This window comes from Paenibacillus sp. PsM32, from assembly GCF_030433815.1.
Classification (GTDB): domain Bacteria; phylum Bacillota; class Bacilli; order Paenibacillales; family Paenibacillaceae; genus Saccharibacillus; species Saccharibacillus kyungheensis.
Map to the genome: position 1 here is coordinate 995265 of NZ_JARUWY010000001.1, position 25545 is coordinate 1020809.

A 25545-nucleotide genomic window follows, 5' to 3' on the forward strand; every position below is an offset into this window, starting at 1 on the left:
TGCTTAGGGGATGTGTAACCATCCCCTATCAAATTAAAACTGCGGAGGTTATGCAGATGGATAAAGCAGTAGGCAAAGCACCGCTCAATGAGCGCATAGCTATTGCAATCAACTATATGTTACTGGTGGTTTTGTGTCTGGTCATTCTTATGCCACTGGTCAATATTCTGGCGCTTTCTTTGAATGATGGTAAAGATGCTTCACTCGGTGGGATTGCTTTTTGGCCTCGTGTTTTCTCGGTATCTAACTATGTAGAAGTGTTCAAAAATCCAGCGGTACTACAAGGTATGGAAGTGACTTTATTTCGTACGATTTTAGGAACATTTCTAAGTGTATTGCTTACTTCTATGGCAGCCTTTGCACTCAAAAATAAAAATTTACCCGGTGTAGGCATTGCCAGTATATTTATCGTGTTCACGATGTTGTTCAATGGTGGGATTATTCCTTACTTTATGGTTTTGAAAATGTTCCACTTGAACAATACGATCTGGGTATACATTATCCCTACCTTGTATAGCGCATGGAATCTGATTCTGGTTCGTACTTTTTTCCAATCGATAGATCAAAGTATGGAAGAATCGGCTAAGATCGATGGTGCTCATGATTTTCAGGTGTTATTCCGCATTTATATTCCGCTCAGTATGCCGGTATTATCCGTTATCTGTTTGTTTAATGGCGTTATGCACTGGAATGACTGGTTCTCAGGTGCCTTTTATGTCACTGATGAGAAATTAAGACCTTTACAGACTATATTGCAACAGATGTTAACCGCAGCCGAAGCGATGCGCAAAAACTTATCGATGAATGCGATGATGAGCGCGGGCAACTCGGTAACGACCGAATCGATGAAAATGGCGATGGTTATTATTTCAGTCGTGCCGATTGCTACAGTTTATCCGTTTATTCAGAAGTATTTTGTACAGGGTATTATGGTCGGATCGGTCAAAGGATAATTCCACGATCTCTACTGCTGGACGATCACCCTACAGAAATAAAGTACAAAAATCGGGATGCGCTATATCCTTAAATAAATGAGGGATTATCATTGAACGAAAAACAATACGATGTTGTCTCTATCGGTGATGCTAATATTGATCTGATCGTCGCAGGAAGTGATCAGCTACCTCTTCCAGGGCAAGAAGTGTTTGTAAAAAATATGCTTATTCATATTGGTGGAGGGGCTGCTCTATTCTCGATGGCACTTGCCAAAATGGGGCTTAAAGTTGCTTTTAACGGGGTTCTGGGCAGTGATTACTACGGTCGTTTTATTTTGGATGAATTCAGTGAATTGAATATTGATACTTCTTATATTCGTCAGAGTGAAGAAAATAATACAGGCATTTCGATTGCGATCAATCCTGAACATGATCGTTCATTTATCACTTATATGGGCTCTAATGCTGAAGTGCGTATGGAAGACTTGAACGAAAACAGTATGCGATACGGTCGCCATGTTCATTTAACTGGCTATCAAGGTAGTCGTAATCATGATGCTTATCTACAAATGATCAAAAAAATCAAATCGTTTGGTGCTACGATTTCGTTCGATGTTGGTTGGGATGATAGTGGTGAATGGTATAGCGGTATTTTTGAAATTATGAAAGAAGTCGATATTTTCTTTCTTAATGAACTTGAAGCATTACATTACACCGGTTGTACCGAGATTCGTGAATCGATTAACAAAATGTCGCAACATGCGAAACATTTGGTTGTTAAAATGGGCTCACGCGGAGCGGTTTCTGTTCAACAGCATCATATGGTCTACCGTTCTGCGTATACGATTACAGCTGTAGATACGACAGGTGCTGGTGATAGTTTTAATGCAGGGTATATGTATGGCGTATTGACCGGGCACGATAGAGGAGAATGTCTACAATATGGTAACGCTTGTGGAGCACTTTCTGTATCGGCTTATGGTGGCAATACCGGTATACCTGATCAAGCAGGCGTAGAAGATTTTATTGCCAGACAAGCTGGACATATTGCAGACGATTGGGAAGTTATTGTCTGATCAAGGGAGGCACACTATGTTTTTCACAGAAGATAAATTAAAAAAACGTCTACAGCAACTAGAACCGCTTCGTTATCGGGATGCTTTTGAAGTGCCCGAGTATATCGCCATCGAAGATAGTATAGGTGAAAATGGTATGCGTCCTCCAACAGCAACGTTAAACCATCAAAATACAAGCATAAGAACAGGTGATTTTTGGAAAGGCAGAGACCGTTATCTATGGCTCTCTGCCTCTGTTAACGTTCCTGTAGAATGGTGTCATCGAACAGTGGTTGGATTATTTGACTTCGGTATTACAGAAGGCGGTAACAACGGTGGATTTGAATCGTTAGCTTATTGGAATCATCAACCTTATCAAGGTGTAGATAGTAATCATATCGAGATGATTTTACCTGTAGGCTACTCTGGTGAAGCACGACTGGATTTTCGTTTATGGTCAGGGCTTGAAGGTGGTGGCCCTCCGCGCGAAATGAATCATCAGATAAAGCAATCACAGATCGCATGGTTAGATCGCCAAGTCGATACCTTTTTTTATACAGCCAAAGCGATATTACAGACGATTACGATCTTATCTGCCACAGTATATGAGCGTTCCGCATTGCTGCAATGTCTGGATAAAGCTTTTCACCATATCAACTGGTCGAAGCCCGGCTCAGATTCTTTCTATGAATCGGTTTATATCGCTGCCGATCAATTAGATCAACAATTGACTACGATGAAGCAGAATCATCCGGTGACTGTTACAGCTCTTGGTCATACCCATATTGATGTAGCATGGTTATGGCGCTTAAAGCATACCCGCGAAAAAGCAGCTCGTTCCTTTTCGACTGTACTTCGTTTAATGGAACATGATCCTGATTATATTTTTCTTCAGACTCAACCGCAACTGTATGAGTATATTAAGCAAGACTATCCAGATATTTATGAGAAGATCAAAGCACGGATTAGTGAAGGTCGCTGGGAAGCTGGCGGTGGTATGTGGGTAGAAGCGGATTGTAATCTAACCTCTGGCGAATCGTTAGTACGGCAATTTTTATTTGGGACTCGCTTTTTTGAACAAGAATTTGGCGTATCCAGCAGTTATCTATGGTTACCCGACGTATTTGGTTATAGCTGGGCGTTACCGCAGATTTTGAAAAAATCAGGTTTTGATACATTTATGACAACCAAAATCAGTTGGAATCAAGTCAATCGGATGCCTCATGATACTTTTCAATGGCGTGGGATTGATGGATCAGAAGTATTAACTCACTTTATAACCACACCGGATGATTGGGAAGATGGCAATTCTTTCTTTTACACCTATAACGGATTGATCGAAGCTCAGACTGTTCAAGGCATCTGGAATAGTTATCAGGATAAAGAAGTGAATCAGAACCTTCTATTATCGTATGGCTATGGTGATGGCGGCGGTGGGGTTACACGTGAAATGTTAGAACTTCGTCGTCAGTTGGATCGTATACCGGGTGTACCTCAAGTCACTACCGGGCGTGCTGATGACTATTTTGAACAGTTAAATACAACCTTTGATCATACCGATCGTTATGTGCATACATGGGATGGTGAGCTGTATCTTGAATATCACCGGGGAACCTATACCAGTCAAGCCTATAACAAAAAAATGAATCGTAAATTAGAGTTATTATATCGGGAAACAGAATGGCTACAAACGTTCAGTAGTGTACTTGCTACAGACTGGTCGATGTACGCTCAACAGTCAATCAATGAAGGTTGGAAAATTATTTTACGCAATCAATTCCATGATATTATTCCTGGATCTTCAATTGCAGAAGTGTATGAAGATAGTACCAAAGAATATGCCGAAGCGTTACAGATCGGTCAACAAGCTTGGTCAGCTGCTTCCACCACATTAACAACAACCGACGATCATAGTATCACTGTATTTAACAGTTCTTCTTGGGCAGTCTCCCCTGCTGTTCATATTCCATTTGCTTTATGTGGAACAGAAGATTATATCTGGACAGACGATCAACAACATCTACTACAAGCACAACGTACCGATGATTACTGGATTGTACAGACATCGACTATTCCTGCACTTGGTGTAAGTACAATTCATTACAAGACTATAGCTACTTCCGACGATAACGGTATGGTAGATTCTATTCCTTTCTTATATGAAGAAGGTACATTGGTCACTCCTTATTATGAATTAAAGTGGAATGCACAAGGACAACTGATAAGTATTATGGACTTGGAAAATGTACGTCAGGTGCTTGCTCCTGATGCTCGTGGTAATGTGTTTCAATTATTTGAAGATAAGCCTATGAACTTTGACTCCTGGGATATCGATATCTTTTATCAAGAAAAAATGGAAGAAATTAATCATCTCATCTCGGTACGTCTGTTAAGCACAGGTCTATTACAGACTACTGTTGAATTTGTCTGGCAGTATGATGAGACAGTGATTACGCAACAATTAACCGTATATGCTCGCAGTCGCCGGATCGATTTCCAGACACATGTCGATTGGAAAGAACGTCAAAAATTACTCAAAGTTGCATTTCCTGTACAGATTCGTTCTACAGAAGCAACTTACGATATCCAGTTCGGTAATGTAAAACGTCCGACACACTGGAATACCAGTTGGGATTGGGCACGATTCGAAAGTGTAGGTCATCAATGGGCAGACTTATCAGAGCGCAATTATGGAGTGAGTCTGCTGAATGATTGTAAGTATGGCTATGATATTAAAGACAATGTGATGCGTCTATCATTACTAAAATCAGCCATCTATCCTGATCCTCATGCAGATTATGGACAACATGAATTTACGTATTCACTGTATCCTCATGCTGGAGATTGGTTAACCGGTCATACTGTTCAAGAAGCTTGGGCGTTAAATCAACCTTGCCAGATCGCTTCAGGCAAAGCTCAAGTATTCAATACAGATCGTTCATCGTTCTCGATGTTCACTTTATCCGCTTCCCACGTTATGGTGGATGCAGTCAAAAAAGCAGAAGATCACAATCTGATTGTGCTTCGTATTCATGAATACGGTGGTATTCGTTCCCCTCTTCATATTACGAGTGATCTTCTTATCGATAGCTGGCAAGAATGTAATCTGATGGAACAACCGATTGGAGAAATTCATCATACTCCATTATCGCTAGAAATCTCACCTTATGAGATTCGTACTTTTCTTATATCAATTCAAGGGGGATAACCTATGAATACTCAGCCCCCTTTGCCACTGACAACAGCAATGAACGCGTATATTCAGCACATTGAACAACAATTGGAACATCTGCCTGTATTACAGGGGATGTTCCGTCAGTGTTATGCCAATACGTATGAGACGACCTTACAACGATTAGCCGATGGCAGTACATTTGTGATTACAGGCGATATTCCAGCGATGTGGTTACGAGATTCCACAGCTCAAGTACGGCATTATTTGCCTGTCGCTGTGCATGATACTGAAGTGGCTGATATGATCGCAGGTGTAATTCGTCGCCAGATCTTTTATATCGGGATTGATCCTTATGGAAATGCTTTTAATATCGAAGATAATGATCATCGGTATGATATCGATCTGACAGAACTAAACGGCTGGGTATGGGAACGTAAATATGAGATTGATTCCCTTTGTTACCCGATTCAACTTAGCTATTTGTTCTGGAAAGCTACAGGACGTACAGACCTATTTGATGAATCTTTTCGCACCGTGCTCCACCGGATTATCGATCTCTGGCGTTGTGAACAACATCATGATGACCATTCTCCTTATGTATTTATGCGCGAAGATTGCCCTCCTTCGGATACACTTCGTAATCAAGGTAAAGGTATGCCTACTTCATATACAGGTATGACCTGGTCAGGATTTCGCCCTAGTGATGATGCTTGTACATTTGGATATCTGATTCCATCTAATATGTTCGCCTCGGTTGTGCTTGGTTATATGGCAGAAATCGCAATCGACATGTATCATGATGAGCGCCTGGCAACCAAAGCTTTGCGTTTACAAGAAGAAATCGATTTTGGAATCGAAAATTATGGTACTGTGATTCATCCGCAATATGGCAAAATCTATGCCTATGAAACAGATGGACAAGGCAATCATAATCTAATGGATGATGCCAATGTCCCTAGCTTGTTATCTATTCCTTATTTGGGTTATCGTGCTGTCGAGGATACGGTCTATCAGAATACACGTGCATTTGTATTGAGTGAACACAACCCTTATTATTTTACAGGTATAGCCGCAAGTGGAATTGGTAGCCCGCATACACCGACTGATTATATCTGGCATATTGCATTGTCGATGCAAGGACTCACTTCGACCGATCCGTTAGAAATAAAATTAATCCTTGATACTCTGGCTAGCACTCATGCCGATACAGGCTTTATGCATGAAGGATTTCACAAAGACGATCCTACAAAGTTTACCCGCCCGTGGTTTGCATGGGCAAATAGTTTATTTGCTGAATTGGTTAGCCAGTACGCACTTCAATCCAGTAAGGAGCCCTCTTCCCTATGAATACGACCATTCCTAGCTATTGGAAAGACCTGAATGTATTGCAAGTGAATCGTGAACCTGCCCGATCTTATTATATTCCGTATGCAGATATACCAAGCGCACATACTCGTCAACGCGGAAAATCTCCTTTTTACCAGTCTCTAAATGGAGGTTGGCAATTCCGTTATTATGATACGGTGCGAGATGTAGAACATGCTTTTTTTATACCAGAATATGATGTACACGCATGGGATTCTTTGCTTGTTCCTTCTTGCTGGCAGACCAATGGATATGATCAACAACATTATACGAATCTTAGTTATCCGTTTCCTTGTGATCCTCCTTTTATCCCAGATCAGAATCCAGCCGGTGCTTATGTAAAAGAAATCCGCTTGCAACAAGGCTGGCAAGAACGAGAATCGTATATTGTATTTGAAGGTGTTCAATCTTGTATGTACTTGTGGATCAATGGACAGTTTGTCGGATACAGTCAGGGCAGCCGTATGCCTGCTGAATTTCGTGTTACTCCTTATTTACAAGAAGGGCTGAACCGTATCGCTGTACTGGTACTAAAATGGTGTGATGGTTCTTATCTAGAAGATCAAGATATGTGGCGTTATAACGGGATTTTTCGCGATGTTTATCTGCTGACACGTGACTCTCAACATATACGTGATGTGTTTGTACAGCAGTCATTAGATTATGACTATGATCATTACCATCAAGCCCGACTCGATATCCAATTGGAATGTTCTACACTGGTAACAGCGAACGAACATCTGGAAGTGCAAGCGATTCTGCTGGCACCGGATGGCTCCGAATTGTTAACGACAACTGCTTTAGTAGATCAGACTGCAACGGTCACTATGGAGATCACTCATCCGATTCTTTGGAATGCAGAATCTCCTGCACTGTATACTTTGTATATCAAATCCGGTCAAGAAGTTCTGCGATTTGCAGTAGGTTTACGTCAGATTGAGATTACAGAAGATGGTGTATTTCAGATAAATAAACAACCGCTTAAGTTAAAAGGGGTAAATCGTCATGATTCTCACCCTGAGCTTGGACAGACGATTCCTCTTCAACATATGTTGACTGACCTACAGTTAATGAAACAACACAATATTAATACAATTCGTACTTCTCATTACCCTAATGATCCTAAATTTATGGAGTATTGCGATGAATATGGCTTCTATGTTATTGATGAAGTCGATCTAGAATGTCATGGTATCGGTATTCCTGAAGATTTTGCTGATGGGGCTTTTCATCAATTATCGGTCAATCCTGACTGGAAAGAATCTTTTGTTGAACGTGCAGTACGCTTAATCGAACGCGATAAAAATTTCTCTTCTGTAATCATGTGGTCGATGGGCAATGAGTCAGGTTACGATATCAATCATATTGCGATGGCTAGATGGACACGTGAACGCGACCCTTCTCGTCCAGTCCATTATGAAGGTGCGGCTCCTATATACAAAGGGCATGAAGATGTGAGCGTTCTGGATGTAGAGAGTCGTATGTATACTTCGCCTGCTGAAATTATTGCGTATGCTAGTGATAACAACAATACCAAGCCTTTATTTCTTTGTGAATACAGTCATGCTATGGGAAATGGACCCGGTGATCTCAAGCAGTACTGGGATGCTATTTATGCTTATCCCAAATTGATGGGTGGCTGTGTCTGGGAATGGGTCGATCATGGTATTGCTCAAGTAAGTGCAAACGGGCAATCGTATTATGCGTACGGAGGAGATTTTGGAGATAAGCCTAACGATGGTCATTTCTGTATCGATGGTCTGGTGTCGCCTGATCGTAAGCCACATGCAGGATTATTAGAACTCAAACAAATCATCGCTCCTGTGCGTATTGAATCGTTAATTACAGTAGAAGGAAATACACGCTCTGCTATCGGGAATCAATTTAGCATTACCAATCTATACAATTTCACCGATGTATCTCACTTGGTATTACACTGGAAAATCGAAGATGAAGGTCTGCTTATCGAGCAAGGAACTATACTTATGCCTGCTATCGCTCCACAACATTCGGCTACGATCACTGTTCCTACTTCTGCTCTGCAATACAATACTCATCCTCTGCGTTATCTTACATTCTCTGTGCTGACAAATACAGAACAGGTATGGGCGCCGATCGGTTATGAGATTGCATTTGCTCAATTCTATATTCCTGTTGATCCTGTAGCGATAACAGAGTTTTCTACCAAGAACGATTCTGAATATCATCTATTGGTAGATCATCCGTTACAGACTAACGAATCTGATGGACGCTTAGTTATTGAAGGTATAGATTTCCGTTACGTCTATGATCTGGAACGTGGACAATTTACAGAATGGAGCAAATCAGGAGTTCCATTACTTCAACAACCGACAGCATTTACTATCTGGAGAGCACCGATTGATAACGATATGCATATCAAAGAAAAATGGTTAGATAACGGGTACGATCATCTTGCAACCAAAGTGTATAATAGCCATTGGTCATGTGTAGCAGACCAATCAGTGATCATTACTACTTCTTTTTCACTGTCTTCTTATAGTCAATATCCTGTGTTGCGTGGTGAAGCCTGGTGGACGATTCAAAGTGATGGCAGACTAGAGTTCAAAGTCAAAGTCAGTGTACTGGATACCGCTTCATTTCTACCCCGGTTTGGCTTATTATTCGCTATGCCCGCAGGAACAGAATATATAGATTATTTTGGACGTGGCCCGCATGAAAGTTATATAGATAAGCATCACAGTACACGTTTTGGCAAATATAAGAAAACAGTCGATGATCTCTTTTACCATTATATTATGCCTCAGGAAAATGGATCACGCTTTGAAACGCAATGGATGAGTGCTACGCAAGCGATGGGTGCCGGGCTTTATTTTACAGGTTCTCAACCTTTTTCTTTCAATGCTTCTCATTACACGACAACAGACATCATGCAGGCCAAACATACTTATGAACTGATTCGCCGACCAGAAACGTTTATCCATCTGGATTATAAAATGAGTGGCGTTGGCTCAAATTCTTGTGGACCCCAACTGGCTGAAAAGTATCAATTACAGGAAAAAGAGTTTGTTTTTGATATGCAGATTATGCCTTTTTTTAAAGAAGTATAGTAAAAAGGATTAAATCTTAATCCTCTGTGTAGTCTTAACAGAGAAATAGATTTAATCCTTTTTGTATACATAATATTATTAGAAAGACTTTGATTTCTATATCTGAGCTGTTGTTATCGGGTGAGATAAGGCTTCAGGTGTACGCAGTTTACCGTCCCCTTTTTCCCATAACCAGAGGATTGAAGTCACTCCGCGTGGATAGTATTTGCTACCACTAATAATGCCGGATATAATCTGGTCACTCCAACACCAGTAAGAATACTCTGGATGGGTCAGCCATTCTACATGAGCAGCATCTGCTGTAAGTCCCTGTTCATCCCACGTTAATCCCATAATCTCACGTGCTATAAATTGCGACAGATAGATTTTACTAAGCCATGAATTGTTACTTGTCGATGATAATTTCCAAGCGCCATTATCAAACAAACATGTTCCTTTGACCAGTACAGTATTCAAATGAGTATGCAGTGCTTGAAGATAATCTGCAAATTGTCCATCACGTTCAAGCGCTTTGGCACAGCCTGTAAAATAAGGAAATACCAATCCTTCGATCGCTGGAATAATCTGCGAATCATTGCCTTCGCCTATAACTGCTGGGATATACCCTTGCTCATTCAACTGAGCCGTTACTGTTGCAGCGCAGCGATCTGCTTGTGCTCCTGCTTGCTCTGCATATTCCGTCTGCCCTTCCTCAACAAATAATTTTTCTAATGCCAAGTAGACTGCCCAGCATTTACCTGCCAGATAAATATTGTTACGAGATTGACCGAGCGATACATCTAGACTGTCATACGTTGTAATCTCAGCTCCGCCTTGTGTACGATTGCTATCTAATCCCATCAGACCGTTACGTTGCTCTGGATCTGGATGATCCCGGTGAAGCATACTTTGCAATCCATCTTGCAGTATATTCATATATTTTTGCTTAAAATCATGGTCTTTGGTCTGCTCGATATATGTTAATGCACAGCAGAGCCAGTTGATCAATTCTTCATGACTCATATAAGAGAAACAATCATCAATTCCTGCTAATTCATAAGCTGAATACTGTGGACGAGAAAAATGATTGGCTATACCGACATCATGTGTAAAGGATAACCCACCCGGATAGGCTGTCCGATCTTGTGGAAAGCACACTTGATCATAATAACTATATCGCTCCACAAAAAGTTCTAATTCATTACGTACAGTCCATGGATTCATGATCAGCTCGTAATACAATTGATCAGCAGTAAGATCGAGTGTATTCATCATCCGGTATTCACCTTCATTGACGATCCAGAGCGGTTGGTGATCGACTGTCTGTAACAATTGAGTACTGCCATAATAACTATGAATCGATTGTGCCACCATAAAATGCTGATCTGGATTAAGCTTATTACTTTCACCAATCCACTTATTCGCTTGTTCACAAGCATCAATCAACGATTCCCAGTTGTGTAGCGCATATGTACCTACCTCTTCTATACGCTTAAAATAACGGGTGTAATAATAAGAAGTGTCTATTCCTGTAGTCACTATTCCATCTCTATAAAAGCAGACCGCTAACCGGAAAGTACGCTTTTGCCCTGCGGGTACATCCATCAGGAGCGCGCCTACAATCCCTAGACCAAAATATAAATTATTAGCAAATGTTTCTTGCAATACTTTTTCAATACCAAATCCAAGTGCTGGTGTTACCTCTGGATCATCGCATAGAATGGCTGTTTGTCTTCCTTGTCCTACCCCTACATATATATCATTTGCTTGATCATCTGCTCCGCTAATGACACGCATTGAGCGATAAGGATCACTTCCTTCATATCCAAAAAAAGCTCGTCTGCTTGTTTTACCTTCTGTATTATCAATCGTCATTTCGGCAAATACAGCAGGCACGATAGCTGATTGGAGTTCTTCATTACTTGCATGTGCAGGATCAGGAACAGGACGCACAGAAGAATAAATTTTAAAAGTAAGATCGCCAGCTTTCCATGTATCTGTAGCTATATCTAAGGTACGCTCGATTTGTTTGTCTTGATAATGAACTAACGATATTGCTGACGAATCATTTGTCTGTTTTTCCTTTTCTACATCATAACGAGAACTTTCATCTTCCACTTGAGTAAAAAAAGGTAGTGCTTCATACGTAGATCCATCTCTTGATTGTAATCCGATATAGATATTCTCATCCGCTGGTTTGCCAAGTTCGAGACCCAGTCCTCCTTTGGCTCCTTTGAATCCTAATGTAAAGCTAGCAAATGCACCGATTGGAGAATGTTGTACATTATAAAATGAATTTTTTATCATTTCATGTAACCCCTTTCATTTTGATAAGTATCCGTGTATGCTATCAGTAATTACCTTAATAGTTCAGATTTATCCTAACAAACTACATTCTGTAATACCATTTCCAAATCGCTCCACTATTTACCCAAATCAAGCATTATAGTGAGATTGGAGGTTGTCCATGTCTACTTCCTTTATTCCACCCGAATGGGGACAAAGTCTAGCTGAGACCATTTTTCCCGATGTGCAGACAACAATGAATTTGTTCGGTATTCACTTGCGTACTGTCAGTACAGATTGGCAATATCCTATTCACGATCATCCACAATATGAGATTAATTATGTGTTAGAAGGTCAACAATTAATGACTGTTGGCTCTCAAAGTTATGTTCAGCAAAAGGGCGATCTGATGATTCTTCCACCTGGTACTTCTCATTCCAGTCGCACGATCGAAGGACAGTCTTTTACGTATTTTTGTATTCATTTCGATATTGATGATCGCTTATTTCTATCTTTGTTAGAGCGATTGAATCAAGTCATGTTCAAACAATCCAGTGCAGTAGCTCAAGCGATGCAACCATACTTACTCAAAATTGCCAATCCTATCGAACATACAGATGAACATATCATTACGCGTCGAATGCATCTGCAAGCTGCGGTATTTGAATTGTTTGGTGTCCTCTGGGAAGCGATATCTAATGAAGCGGCAGGACTCGCTCCTGCTAGTTATGCTCATGTCGAGATGGCACATCAGATTGCTGCTCGATTACAAGGAATAGCTAATCGAAATATTGCTCAACTGGAAGCGACTTCTGATTCTCATTATGGGATTGATGATATTGCAGCAGAACTAGGTATCAGCCCTTCTCATTGCAATCGAATTTTTCATCAGGTATTTGCGATTTCTCCACGTAGCTACTTATCTAATCTTGTGCTTCACAAATCCAAATTATTATTGTCCGATCAACGAATGTCGATACAAGATATCGCTTCGATTTTGGGGTATCGCGATATTGCTCATTTCAGCAGGCAATTCAAGCGCTGGTCGGGTATATCGCCCAGTCATTATCGCAAAAATCAAATGATGATGCCTTCCGAATGGAAAGCCTAACTATGAACTTGCTCTCCTACTGGCGGGCAAGTTCGTTGTTGTGTAATGAATATTCTTACTTTATTGTTATAGTTATACTTATTTTATACAATTCAGGATATGCACTATAAACGTTGGAGGTGTTATCGTAATGAAAATGGTATTCAGATGGTTCGGCGAGCATAACGATACCGTCACATTAGATCAGATTCGGCAGATCCCCGGAGTCGAAGGCATTGTCTGGGCACTGCATGATGTGCCTGTTGGTGAAGTATGGTCGCAAGAACGGATTCATGAGATTCAGGCGACTGCCAATCGTTATGGTCTACATACGCATGTTGTTGAGAGCGTTAACATTCATGAAGATATCAAGCTTGGATTGCCTTCACGCGATCAGTATATTGCCAATTACAAACAAACGATTATCCATTTGGCTGAAATTGGGGTACAGGTCATTTGCTATAATTTTATGCCTATTTTCGATTGGTTACGTACCGATCTACATCGTCCTGCGGCAGATGGGTCTACTTCTCTTTTTTATGAGAAAAGTAAAATCGAAAATATCGATCCACTGGAATTAGTAGCCCAGATCAATGCCAATTCTGCGTTAACGATGCCCGGCTGGGAACCTGAACGGTTAACCCATTTAACCGAATTGTTCAAAGCTTATGAAGGATTTACCGAAGAGGATTTGTGGAATAATTTACAGTACTTTTTGGATGAGATTATTCCTGTCGCTGAAGCAAATGGTATCCAAATGGCCATTCATCCTGATGATCCACCGTGGTCGATTTTTGGTCTGCCTCGTATTATTCGCAGTCAGGATAATATTCGGCGCTTTTTGAATATGTATAATAGTCCGTCACATGGCATCACATTATGCAGTGGTTCACTTGGAGCTAATCCAGAAAATGATATTGTATCGATGGTACATGAATTTGCAGATCGAATTCCATTTACCCATTTGCGTAATGTCAAAGTGGAAGAGAACGGCGATTTTGCAGAAACGTCTCATCGTACACAAGATGGCACAGTGAATCTAACAGGGATTGTACAGGCATATCAAGAAGAAGGATTTACAGGATATTGCCGACCGGATCATGGCAGACATATCTGGAATGAAGAATGTCGACCGGGTTACGGGTTGTATGACCGCGCTTTGGGTATTATGTATCTATGGGGATTGTGGGATTCATTTCAATATAAGCATTCTTGAACGTTGTAACATCCAAAGAAGCACTATGTGAAAGGAAGGGATACCTTTGAGCCAATCTTTTACAGGAAAAGACGATCATCATAAACCTACTTCAGATGTAGAAACAGATACATTATTCGCTGCCGATGTCCCTCCAACCGCGCCTACCAAGCCTTCAACAGGGAATGCGCTTGTAGACAAAACGTTACGTGAAGTGATTCGTTCTGCTGAAAAAACAGCCGGCGAACCACCTACCGAGACAGAAGCCAGTGAGCTTCCACTACACTCTCATCTTAAAGGCAAAGTGGTCGTAATTACAGGCGGAGCAGGTGTATTATGTCGCACCATGGCTTACGAATTGGGAAGACAAGGATGCAAAATTGCTATCTTAAATCGTACATTAGCCAAAGGTGAAATGGTAGCGGCTGAGATTCGTGATGCTGGTGGAGAAGCGATAGCAGTAGCCTGTGATGTAACCAAAGAGGACAATGTGATTCTAGCAGAAGCTACAGTGATGGCTGAATTTGGAGCATGCGATATTCTTATTAATGGTGCTGGTGGGAATCATCCTGATGCAAATACGACAGAGGAATCTTTTCGAGAAGAGCATCTGAATGATGTCTCCAAGCAGACTTTTTACGATATTGGACTCAATGGATTCCGCGATGTACTTGATCTGAATATGATCGGCACATTGATTCCTACCCAGATTTTCTCACGTAATATGATCCACCGTGAAGGTGCAACAGTGATCAATATTTCGTCCATGAGTGCATATTCACCAATGACCAAAGTACCGGCGTATAGTGCTGCCAAAGCCGCTATCAATAACTTTACACAGTGGTTAGCTGTACATTTTGCCGATGCAGGGATTCGAGTAAATGCGATTGCACCTGGATTTTTCTTAACCGATCAAAATGCGAAAATGCTCAAACACGAAGATGGTTCTTATACTGAACGTGCTGATAAAATTATTAATCATACCCCGATGCGTAGATTCGGTGAACCGTCTGATCTACTGGGTACATTACTCTGGCTTGCCGATTCGCAGGCTTCAGGTTTTGTAACTGGGATTACCGTTCCTGTCGATGGTGGATTTATGGCGTACTCAGGCGTATAACATTGTAACGATTCTTATATAGACTTGAATAAATTCTAGTCATTTCATCATTATACAAAAAAGCCTGTTCATTATTCCCACACGATGCGGAGTAAGAACAGGCTTTTACTTTGTTTGCTAGAGATCATGGTCAATAAACCTTGATAATAGATTATTAGCTTTTCGAACAAAATTAGATCGTTACGATGATGCTACAAATCAATCAATATTTTGAAGTCGCCAACTTTTTATCCTGTAGATAACCTTCATAATCTTCGCGGAAAATAGCACGGCTGACAAAGCCCATAATAATAGCGGCGAGTGTTAAAAGACCTGCGAGTAAATACATATTGCTCATACCGAATGTATCTGCAAACCAGCTTAACAATAACATCGCTATCGCAAATGTAAGATTACTCAGTACACTCCAAGCGGACATCACATTAGGCGTTTCAGCAGGTGTTAAATTTTGCTGAATCAATGTCCGGCGAATCACTCCTGCAATCTGTACAGGTAAGCCGGACAAGCCGATCAATATCAATGCAATCAATGGTACCGTATTATAAGCAAAGAAAATCGTAATAATCACATAAGCCAGTAGGCTGATTAACATCACTGGAAACGCATTTTTTTGTAGCTTTTTCACTCTGGCTACAACAAATATTCCTCCTGCGATCGATCCTACAAAAAAGGAAGCATTCATAAATCCCCACCAGCGTGCATCTTGATGTAACACTTGTACTACAAAAGCAAGTACAAATGCACCAATCCATGCCGCTCCACCAAGTGTATCAATATTATCGATAATCGCTAACATTCGAACACGACGATTGCGCCCCAGTACTCTCCAACCTTCCGATAATTGCTCCCAGCGAGAAGTGGTATTTGCTGGTGATTCAGAGATTACTTCTGTTGCTAGAGTATCTTCGGCTGTAACAGCAATCACTGAAGGCTCTGTACGCGGAGAAGCATAAGGATCGCGGATAAATGCGGTAAACACCATCGCTAACAAATAACAAATTGCTGCTATCCACATCGTTGGAATTGCGCCAATAATCGCTACAATCAGACCACTTAATGCCCAACCAGCACATTTGATAATCTGATCACTAATCGACATAAATCCATTTGCTCTCATAAGTCCTTCATCATACGCTAACCGCGGAATCAAAGCATTGCGCGCTGGGTCTGTCCATCCATCTAGAAAAGACATCCCGAATACGATCAAAAAGATAATCAAATACGCAGGTGTCGTTGTACTATTTAAATAAAAGATCAAACCTGAAAATAATACAAATTGCCCGAATTGCGATACCATTAATATAGAAGTCAGACGGTATTTGGCTAATACTAATGGAGCAATAAGTCCGCTCACGATTTTAGATAACATTCGAAATAATGGAATAAGAATTGTGGTCACAAGCGAACCGGTGGCTGTAAATACGAGCGTAATCAGACTCAGTAAATATACAATATCGGCAATATTCGAAACTGTCTGTGTCCCCCACAACATATAAAATGATTTTCGAATCAATAGCTTCGCTTCCTTTCTTATAATGGAATAATCAATGACAGGCACTTCAACATCATGTACAGGTATAATGTATGTATATTCATTTTTCAGGATAAATTATGTATAAAATAAGTTTTAATTTTTGTGAAAATGCCCATTATTTAGTATATGATTTTCTTTTTCGATTTGTCAATTTTAAGTATCATAATCATATGTTATATTATGCTACATTCGTGAATGAGTTACAAGAATATATTAGACTATTTTACACTTATTATCTATATAAAAATAACGCAATTAAGTAATTAAAAATCAATAAAAAAGACTTTTACTGCTGTGATAGCAGTAAAAGTCTCTTAGGAAAGTGCAGCTATATTCTAAATATGATATTAATCTTTATACGGATCAAATTCATTTGCGCCTGCCATACATACACCGATTGGTCGAAGTACATGCAGAATATCCAATGTTTCTTGATGAGCATCCAGTACAGTCTGTAGCTTACGATATGCAAATGGACTTTCATCGGTATCGGCTCCACGTAATTCTACGCCAAAATCAGCGACTGCCGCTTGCATCTGTTCCGGACTAATCTGTCCACCGGAACGAGTGCGTGTTTTCCAATTCATTTTCCCTGCCGCCTGTGTACGACTCATTACTCGTCCTGCACCATGAACCGTACTATAGAAGGAATCTTTATTTTCAAGACTGTCTTTACCACGTACAATTACTGAGATATCTGCCATACTTCCACCGATAAATCCTAACTGACCGGGTGCAGAAGGCGTAGCGCCTTTACGAATAACGATCGTTTCTTGATCATTATGCAGTTCTTTCCATGCAAAATTATGATGGTTATGCACTTCAAAATCTGCTTCTGCTCCTAACACTTTCAGCACTTCTTGAATGACATAATCACGACCTGCATAAGCATAACGTCCAGCAAGCTTCATCGCGCGGTAATACATATCTCCTAATTCATCATTCATATTTAGCAGTACAGGCGGTTGATCCATATGTTCACCAGGCGCTTTGGCAAGAAATTCTCGTCCTGCGGCTAAATTAAGAAATCCACTGGCTGTTTTGTGTCCGAATCCACGACTTCCAAAGTGATTCCCGATCCATAGCTTGCCACTAACAGGCTCGACAAATAAATCGACATAGTGATTACCACTACCCACTGTTCCTAATTGATTATGAGCTAATTCTTTTAACAGATTATGCGTTTTGAGATCACCTGCTGTTTTGTATACATCCCAATCAGGATCATCGAACAATTCATGATCGACTTTATGTTTGTTATTACGCCCTACTCCAAATGAAATCGTGTTTGCAATCCCATCCATAATCTTGCTGATATTCGGCAATACATCTGCCGCCATCAGATTTGTGCGAACAGCTTTATTTCCGCAAGCAATATCATAACCTACACCTGACGGAGAGATTTGCCCATCATAAGCTACCACTCCACCGATCGGTTGACTATATCCTTTATGATGATCTGCCATTAATAAAGCTTGGACGACATTGCCGGTTTGCGCGCAAGTTACCGCCTGACTTAGTGCGCCTGCATCGGGTTCACCCCAGACACGTACACCATCTATGACTTGAAAAGCCACTGTATTCACGCTCCTTCAGTTATTTTGAGATTATTTTATGCTATAGGTTAGTTCTACAAATGCAATCTATAATCGTGGATCAACAGCATCTGATTCTAACGATAATGCCGCTAATACACATTCATGAATCTGCTCCAGACGATCACGTCTTACAAATCGTTCTACCGATTCTACACTTAATGCAAATTCCATTAGTGCATGACGTTCTTTTTTACGCGTTTTACGTTGTTTGAGACGACTCAAATTATTCGGATGCAAATAATCGATACCATAGATCATATGCAGATATTTGCGTCCTCGCACTTTGATCGCAGGTTGTATTAACTGTTCACGATGATGCATAATCATCTGCTCGGGCTTAATGACTATACCTTCATGGCCATCTTCTGTTAACTGTTGCCACCATGCTATCACTTCTTGTTCACTGGCAGTATCTGTGATCACTTTATACTCTGTCGCCATAAACCAATCACTGTATTGTGCTAATTCTTCTGCATGCTCCATATGCCACTGATGAGTCTGATCCATATGAGATCTCGTACTATGTGCCAAAATATGAAAAGGAGCAATTCGAATCCCATCCATACCATCAGTATCCCAACAATATTGCTGGAACGTTTCGCGGAAAATGGCTGCATTTTGCTGTTTGATTGTCCATTCCTGAATCCATTCATTTACGTCTATACCAGCGCCTTGAGCTTTGCGCAATTGATTCACAATATAATCTCGATCCATCGTAGCCGCTTCAGAGACATGCCCGTATTGAGAAGCAATCAGTTCACGTGCTTTGAGATTCCACGGTACAATCTCAGCATCCATCAATACAAATTCAGTCTCATACTTTGCAAAATAACCGGCTTCTTCTAATTGTTGTTGTAAAGTAATCAAGACTTCACGCTCTAGCTCGGTCTGGAAAAAAGCTCTACCTGTACGTGTATAAATTGTTCCATGAAGCGGCCTACCGATATAAGGTATAGCTGCTTGTTCATTACGGAATAATAACAAAATAGCACGACTACCCATATGTTTTTTCTCGGCAATCATCGTGTCTACTTCATGGGTACGATAATAGTGTATAGCTTCTGCTGGATGTTCTAGATAGTTCTCAGCAACTGCCGCTTGTGGCGGTGGTGTCATCGTTGGTGGAATATAGATCAATTCTTCTAAAGGAATCGTATAATGTGAAGTTGTATCTAATGCTGTTTTGACAAACTCACTTCGTACTTTCACTTCTCCATAGACTTCTGTCTGCACCGTATACCCATCAATCAAGCGTGATAAAGAAGGCGGAGCAAATCGTCCTTCTTCCCAGCGAACAAGTGGGCTATTTGGATCTTGTGCATAATCGGCATACGCTTTGACACTAATAAATGTCTGTTCTGGATAACGATAAGCGGTTAACATCCCACCGAATACAGCACCTTGATCGATATTAATCGTCTGATGGACTGTCGTAGGTTGTGGACGAGGATCATGTCCCCATATAATCCATTCCCCTGAAGTATGATCTACAAACCAGTCTTTACGAATCGGCGTGCCTGCTTCATCGGTTCCTTCAATATCTCCATAACGGCAATAATCATCGATTCGTTTGGAGTTTTTACCGATAAAATCATCTCGAATCCCGGCATGAGTTACAACGACTCGCTGAACACCTTGCTGGGTAAATACAAGATGCGAAGGTGTAGATAACAACATCTGTTTTAGCTTTTCTTTTAACGATAACGTCGCTTCTTCTCCATGTTCCGCTTCGTATTGCTGGAACGCTTCAATAATCTGTTCATCGCCATGATTCATTGTGACCTGTCTGCCTTCTAAATAACGAGCGATCTTCCAGCCATGGTTACTATCGACCATCCATGCTAGGTCTGCATCTAAATGCTTTTGCCAGAAGATCATCGTTTCAAGTGATTTCGGTCCACGGCTCATAATATCGCCAACCGATACTAATTTGCGTCCTTCAGCATGACGATATAATCCTTCCTTATCTACTGCGTAACCCAGACGCTGAATCAATTCGATCATCTCATCATAACAACCATGAATATCACCAATAACATCAATACCTGTCGTGAGTTCGATCAACATCGGATTGGTAGATCGTTGCCACCCTATATCAGCATATTTGTGTTCTTTGATCACATGTACCGCGCCGAATCCTTCACTTCGCAAACCTTTTATTGTTCTTTTAAATTGATGTGCTTGTTGCTTCACACGTTGTCGCCCTCGTGGATGTTCACGATTACGATCACGTTCTATTAAAGTCTGATCTGATATATCAAGTGCAATTAATATTACAGGTACATGATATCGTTTTCCCAATGTGATATAGAGAGCTCGATCTTCTGGCTGTAAATGAGTGGCATCCACTACTGTTAATTTATTTAAGCGACAGCGTGCAATCAATACATCTTGCATCACTTTGAATGCCTGATCCGAAATGCGTTTGTACTGTTGATACATCACTTCGCCTTCTTCACGAGACGGTCGTCGCCAATCAATATAATCGATATCACCAACTATTTTTCTAAATTGATCAGAGGACAGACTTTCATGTTCTGCAATCACTTGTTGTTGTTTGAGTTGCTCAATCAACGTACTTTTTCCACTGTTGGATGCCCCCATTAACAAGACGATGCCTGCATAAGGAATGTGTATAGGAGAAGTAGCTGAATCATTGCGTTGCTCTGTTATTTGCCCTGTCATATCTGCTGTCCTCCTGTTCTGTGAAATACAACCATCTGTGTTGGTTGTCCATACTGTTCATGCTTTTCACCGATTCCTGAGATCGTAAAGGTGTACGGTCTATTTTGTATCCACTGTGTACAATATTGTTCAAATTCTGCACGCGTCCACTCAAAACGGTGATCAGCATGACGAATCTCTTCTGTATCCATATCATAGACTTCGTTATATTCTCGATTCGGTGTTGTAATAATTAAAGTCTGTGGACGGTAATCTGTGAATAACGTGTGGATGACTTGTGGTAATCGCACTTCGTTAATATGCTCGATCACTTCGCATAAAATAATGACGTCTTGATCGATCCAGCGTTCATCTCGATAAAATAATGAACCGGTAGTAATCACAGGAATCACATCATCGGTACGTCCTTCTAACTTGGCAAAGCGATCAATCGCTCGTAATTGAGATTGCATCGAAGGTTCAACCGCCCAGACCTGTTCGACTCCTTCAATCTGCCCAAGACGAACAGATAATTTACCTTCTCCTGCTCCAAAATCTATCACTTGCTTACGCTGTGGCAATAGACTAACTTGTTCGACGATCGCACGATAACGCAATTCGTTCAATCGCACTACAGGCGGTTCAATGGTAGTCTCTAAACCATCGATTATTTCGAGTGGTTCAGCAGATTCTGCTTGCGCTGTAGCATCTTCTACTGAATGTGTTGATATCTCTGTTAATAAAGTATCCATAGATGCATCATTGGCTACTTGTTGTTCATATTCTTTAATTAACGGTGCAAATCGTAGACTGCGCTTAATCATCAAATCATGCTGTGGATGTGTGGATAACCACCCTTCTCCATAACGTCGTAAGCGCTCAATCTCATCTTCATTGATATAATAATGTTTATAATTATCCAGAACTGGTATCAAAATATATACTTGCCGTAGCATCTGTTGCAACGTTTGTTGCCCGCTAATCTGAATATGACGAACTGTACTGCGGTTTTTGAGATCAAATGAATAATCAATCTCCCCGCGCTCCATCTGCACTTCATAACCAAGCGGTTGGAACAACGATTCTACAACATGATCTGGCAAATCAGAAGCCACCGGCCCAAATGTCATTTGTAAATCAAATTGATAATCTACCCAATTCATATAATCTGCTTTGGGCTTACCATTGAGTGCTGTTCCTAATGCCGGACGAATATAACTGCAAAATAAGCTACTAACAGCTAATTCACGATCGTTAATATATTGTGTAATATCATAATGATCTGGAGTGCCTTTGACCAACTCAATAGGATCAGGGGTAACAAATAATATAGCTTCTGTATCGTGTGGCTCAAAAGACGTATACACCAACCGCACTCTAGCGCCTTTTTCGGTACGGTCGTAAAGGTTATGTGGATTTTTAGCTAATAAATGCGAGATCATATTCGCATGTTCTCCGGTTGCTTTGATTGTTAAATACATTTGTATTCCCTCCTTCAAATTCAGCATGATCTGTTTATATCTGCCATTTGTACATAAAAAAAGACCACAGACTTAATCGTCTGCGGTCTCTACAGTGCTATACACACTGGAATCATTATACGGTAAGACACAACTGTATCATTCTACGTTCCTAACATAGAGGATAAGCGGTAATCTATAAGCATATGTATTCTGCAAGCATAAAATCTTGCGAGGTCCGATCAGAATGATAAGTCGTTATAATACGTATCGAATTGCGCTGATGATAATAAGATTGTTCATCTTTCTTTAGATCAAATAGTTGCAAATCGGGATTATAACTCATCTTCTCGTGACCTCCTTTTTTTAGTATATGTGTATTCCTAATGGGTTGATGTATCTAATCATGTTAACTGTCTTGCCTGAATTGTGATCATCATATAACGTTTTTCCAGACACTGTCAACATTATCTTGAATACGTCATCCTATAGCATAAACAACAAAAACCACAATATAAATTACAACCGCCACTCCAAAACTTCGAATCGCCCACTGTATTCTTTTCTTTTTGCGTGCCATATAAGCTTCAATTTCAGCATCATCATTGCGCCTTCTAACACCGATTTCTCCAAATCCACGACTGCTCAAAATAACTGCTAATACCATAAACAATGTTCCAATCCATGCCAGTGTGTTAATCAACAAAATATCTCGTCCTTTACGCAATTACGCTTTATTTTTAGATACATCAATCTACTTCTTTTTATATTACGTATACAGTATTCATTTGGTAGCTATTTCTTTTGTACCTTGTGAACGAATAGCACGTTGTGCCAGTTGAGTAATCGTGACATCATCCATCGGCGGGTTATGCAGACCAAAGCGTACATCACGATAGAGTCGTTGTAGTGGATGGCTCATTGCCAGACTATGAGCACCTACGATACGCATCGCTTGATCGGTCACCGATATTGCCGCTTGAATAGCTACAGTTTTGACGGCTGCGATATCAGGACTATTCCAGTTCTGGTAATCGGATGATGATCCTTTTCCAGCAGACAATCTATTCTGTTGCTCCATATCCCAACGGTTCGCTACTGCATACATAAAATGACGTGCTGTGGTCAGTTCTAGCTCCAGTTGCCCTAATTTCTGCTGAATATGAGGCAAATGAATAATCGGTTCATTCACACTATTCGGTTGATAGGTTGATGCAAAATCAATCGCATGTTGTCTAGCGGCTATCGCTATTCCCAAATAACTAGCAGGAATATTCATCATATATGCACTTAATTCCCATTTACGCGGTTGATCTGGATTAACATTTGGACGTATACCAACACAAGCTTTTGATGGTAAAGTTACATTTTCCAAGACTAGATTATGACTGGCGGTTCCGCGCATCCCTACCATATCCCATACAGGATCGATTGATACTCCTTCTACGTGACGTGGAATTAAGAAATCAGCCACTTTGTTATCCGGCTCGATTGTTGCAGAGATCAGAAAATAATCTAACATCGGTGACATCGTTGTAAATGATTTTCTACCGTTCAGTACATATTGATCTCCTGATAATGTCGCTTTGGTCTGTGGTCTACCTCCACGTGAAGGACTGCCTGTTGCCGCTTCAGAATCCGCACGATTGATTAATGCTCCATGTTCAACCACATCACGACAAAGATCAGCAAAAACATCTTCATCCCAGGCACGACTTTGCGCTAGATTAAACATCGAAATATGATGCCAGCCTATCGCTATCGCTGTCGGTGCATCGACTTGAGCTATCCGTTCCTGACAAAGTAGAAAGTCGGTTAGCGAGATACCTTTCCCGCCATATTCTTTAGGAACTGAAAAGGTATGATACTCAGCGTCTTTGAGCGCCTGAATCAGCTCTGCATTTAAATGATTCTGTTCATCTGCTTCTACTGCTCCATCTGCATAACGATCTGCTATGTCTCCGATCCATTGTACCAATTCCTGTTGCTCCACAGTCACTGCAAAATAATTCTGTATATTCATCGATAAGCACCTCGTGTTCAGATTGTATTATTCCACATTTGCAAATGATGCTCGTATTTCAGTAGGCGAACCGTTACGGTATTTTTTGAATGTTCGACTGAAGTACGAAATATCGTTATATCCTGAAGCCATCGCAATCTCGGCTACGGTCATACTGCTATTCAGCAATAAATATTCGGCTCGATTGATACGCACACGATTGATATATTCGGTCACTGTACGATTGGTCAATTCGTGAAAAAGACGACTAAAATGAAAACGGCTTAATCCTGCCATTCGGGCAAGCGTTTCTACAGGAATCTCATCCCCATAGTGCTGTTCGATATATTGCAAAATAGGAGTAAATCGCTCCAAATTTTTGATTCGACTGTGATGATTTTGCCAGTTGGAATCATCAATTACATAATGACGTACAAGCATAGTAAGCAAGCGATACATATTGGATTTGATCGATAATTCATACCCTAAATGACGTGTTTTGAATTCATGTACAATATCGTTCATACAGCGTTCAAGCGCATCATCTGTTGTAATATAACTTTGAAAAAGAAGCCGATTCTGTGTCATCGGCGTAATAAATTTGGTCTCTACAGCATCTTGAGAAAGACTTTGCAATGAAGAAAGATCAGCAATAAGCGCATAATAGACCAGATGATTACATAGACTGATACCATGATGAAGATCATTACTATTTAACACAATAATATCTCCTGCATGTACATGAATTGGTACTGAATTGCATTCTATAATTGCTTCGCCTTCTTCAAAATACAAAAATTCCATATGAGGATGCCAGTGGTGCGGGAACAAAATCTGTCCGTACTCTGAAGAATGGCAAAAATTCATTTTGATAGGAAAATAAGGATCAGGCATATTCATCGGTTCTTGCAAATCTACAGGCCAGTTCATAGAGAGACTCCTTTGCCAGCAAAATGCACTTTTTATTCTATTTCTTTCTCTATTGTATCATTTCAAAT

General features: G+C 40.6%; 16 protein-coding genes. 8 read left to right on the forward strand and 8 right to left on the reverse strand.

What is annotated here, in order from left to right:
• The first annotated feature begins 56 nt into the window (after positions 1 to 56).
• From QCD85_RS04535 to QCD85_RS04555, 5 genes are all read left to right on the forward strand, one after another.
• Positions 57 to 953, forward strand: coding sequence for a carbohydrate ABC transporter permease (locus tag QCD85_RS04535; protein WP_273615103.1), 897 nt, complete (start codon positions 57 to 59; stop codon positions 951 to 953).
• Between the two features lie 92 nt (positions 954 to 1045).
• Positions 1046 to 2011: a carbohydrate kinase family protein gene (locus QCD85_RS04540; protein ID WP_273615102.1), complete on the forward strand. Its 966-nt coding sequence runs from the start codon at positions 1046 to 1048 to the stop codon at positions 2009 to 2011.
• Positions 2012 to 2027: 16 nt separating this feature from the next.
• Entirely contained in the window at positions 2028 to 5198 is a 3171-nt protein-coding gene (locus tag QCD85_RS04545; RefSeq protein WP_301261750.1) for an alpha-mannosidase, read from the forward strand.
• Between the two features lie 3 nt (positions 5199 to 5201).
• Positions 5202 to 6512: a glycoside hydrolase family 125 protein gene (locus QCD85_RS04550; RefSeq protein WP_441005597.1), complete on the forward strand. Its 1311-nt coding sequence runs from the start codon at positions 5202 to 5204 to the stop codon at positions 6510 to 6512.
• Positions 6509 to 9619 carry a glycoside hydrolase family 2 TIM barrel-domain containing protein gene (locus QCD85_RS04555; protein WP_301261751.1) on the forward strand — a complete coding sequence of 1037 codons (3111 nt, stop codon included), beginning with the start codon at positions 6509 to 6511 and terminating at the stop codon, positions 9617 to 9619. Before QCD85_RS04550 ends, QCD85_RS04555 begins: the two co-directional genes overlap by 4 nt.
• A 96-nt stretch (positions 9620 to 9715) precedes the next feature.
• Here QCD85_RS04555 and QCD85_RS04560 read toward each other — a convergent pair whose 3' ends face one another.
• The gene (locus QCD85_RS04560) at positions 9716 to 11905 is read right to left on the reverse strand and encodes a glycoside hydrolase family 52 protein (RefSeq protein ID WP_301261752.1); all 2190 of its coding nucleotides are present in this window, start codon (positions 11903 to 11905) and stop codon (positions 9716 to 9718) included.
• Between the two features lie 160 nt (positions 11906 to 12065).
• On the opposite strand from QCD85_RS04560, the gene QCD85_RS04565 reads away from it, so the two are divergent.
• The 3 genes from QCD85_RS04565 (at position 12066) to QCD85_RS04575 (ending at position 15289) form a co-directional block, all read left to right on the forward strand.
• Positions 12066 to 12995 carry an AraC family transcriptional regulator gene (locus tag QCD85_RS04565; protein ID WP_274170793.1) on the forward strand — a complete coding sequence of 310 codons (930 nt, stop codon included), beginning with the start codon at positions 12066 to 12068 and terminating at the stop codon, positions 12993 to 12995.
• 130 nt (positions 12996 to 13125) lie between these two features.
• Positions 13126 to 14190 (forward strand): mannonate dehydratase, encoded by a 1065-nt coding sequence (gene uxuA, locus QCD85_RS04570; RefSeq protein WP_301261753.1) that lies wholly within the window; start codon positions 13126 to 13128, stop codon positions 14188 to 14190.
• A gap of 196 nt (positions 14191 to 14386) precedes the next feature.
• Positions 14387 to 15289, forward strand: coding sequence for an SDR family oxidoreductase (locus QCD85_RS04575; protein WP_301261966.1), 903 nt, complete (start codon positions 14387 to 14389; stop codon positions 15287 to 15289).
• Between the two features lie 202 nt (positions 15290 to 15491).
• Here the strand turns inward: QCD85_RS04575 and QCD85_RS04580 are convergent, their stop codons facing one another.
• From QCD85_RS04580 to QCD85_RS04610, 7 genes are all read right to left on the reverse strand, one after another.
• Positions 15492 to 16802, reverse strand: a complete 1311-nt coding sequence (locus QCD85_RS04580; RefSeq protein WP_301261754.1) for an MFS transporter — start codon at positions 16800 to 16802, stop codon at positions 15492 to 15494.
• Positions 16803 to 17170: 368 nt separating this feature from the next.
• The gene (locus QCD85_RS04585) at positions 17171 to 18400 is read right to left on the reverse strand and encodes an RtcB family protein (protein ID WP_301261755.1); all 1230 of its coding nucleotides are present in this window, start codon (positions 18398 to 18400) and stop codon (positions 17171 to 17173) included.
• A 66-nt stretch (positions 18401 to 18466) separates the two neighbouring features.
• Positions 18467 to 21106 carry a polynucleotide kinase-phosphatase gene (locus QCD85_RS04590; RefSeq protein WP_301261756.1) on the reverse strand — a complete coding sequence of 880 codons (2640 nt, stop codon included), beginning with the start codon at positions 21104 to 21106 and terminating at the stop codon, positions 18467 to 18469.
• Positions 21103 to 22566 carry a 3' terminal RNA ribose 2'-O-methyltransferase Hen1 gene (locus QCD85_RS04595; RefSeq protein WP_301261757.1) on the reverse strand — a complete coding sequence of 488 codons (1464 nt, stop codon included), beginning with the start codon at positions 22564 to 22566 and terminating at the stop codon, positions 21103 to 21105. Before QCD85_RS04595 ends, QCD85_RS04590 begins: the two co-directional genes overlap by 4 nt.
• Before the next feature lie 460 nt (positions 22567 to 23026).
• Positions 23027 to 23251, reverse strand: coding sequence for a hypothetical protein (locus QCD85_RS04600; RefSeq protein WP_273615091.1), 225 nt, complete (start codon positions 23249 to 23251; stop codon positions 23027 to 23029).
• Positions 23252 to 23329: 78 nt separating this feature from the next.
• Positions 23330 to 24568 carry an acyl-CoA dehydrogenase family protein gene (locus tag QCD85_RS04605; RefSeq protein WP_301261758.1) on the reverse strand — a complete coding sequence of 413 codons (1239 nt, stop codon included), beginning with the start codon at positions 24566 to 24568 and terminating at the stop codon, positions 23330 to 23332.
• A gap of 27 nt (positions 24569 to 24595) precedes the next feature.
• Positions 24596 to 25477 (reverse strand): AraC family transcriptional regulator, encoded by an 882-nt coding sequence (locus tag QCD85_RS04610; protein ID WP_273615087.1) that lies wholly within the window; start codon positions 25475 to 25477, stop codon positions 24596 to 24598.
• Between the last annotated feature and the right edge of the window lie 68 nt (positions 25478 to 25545).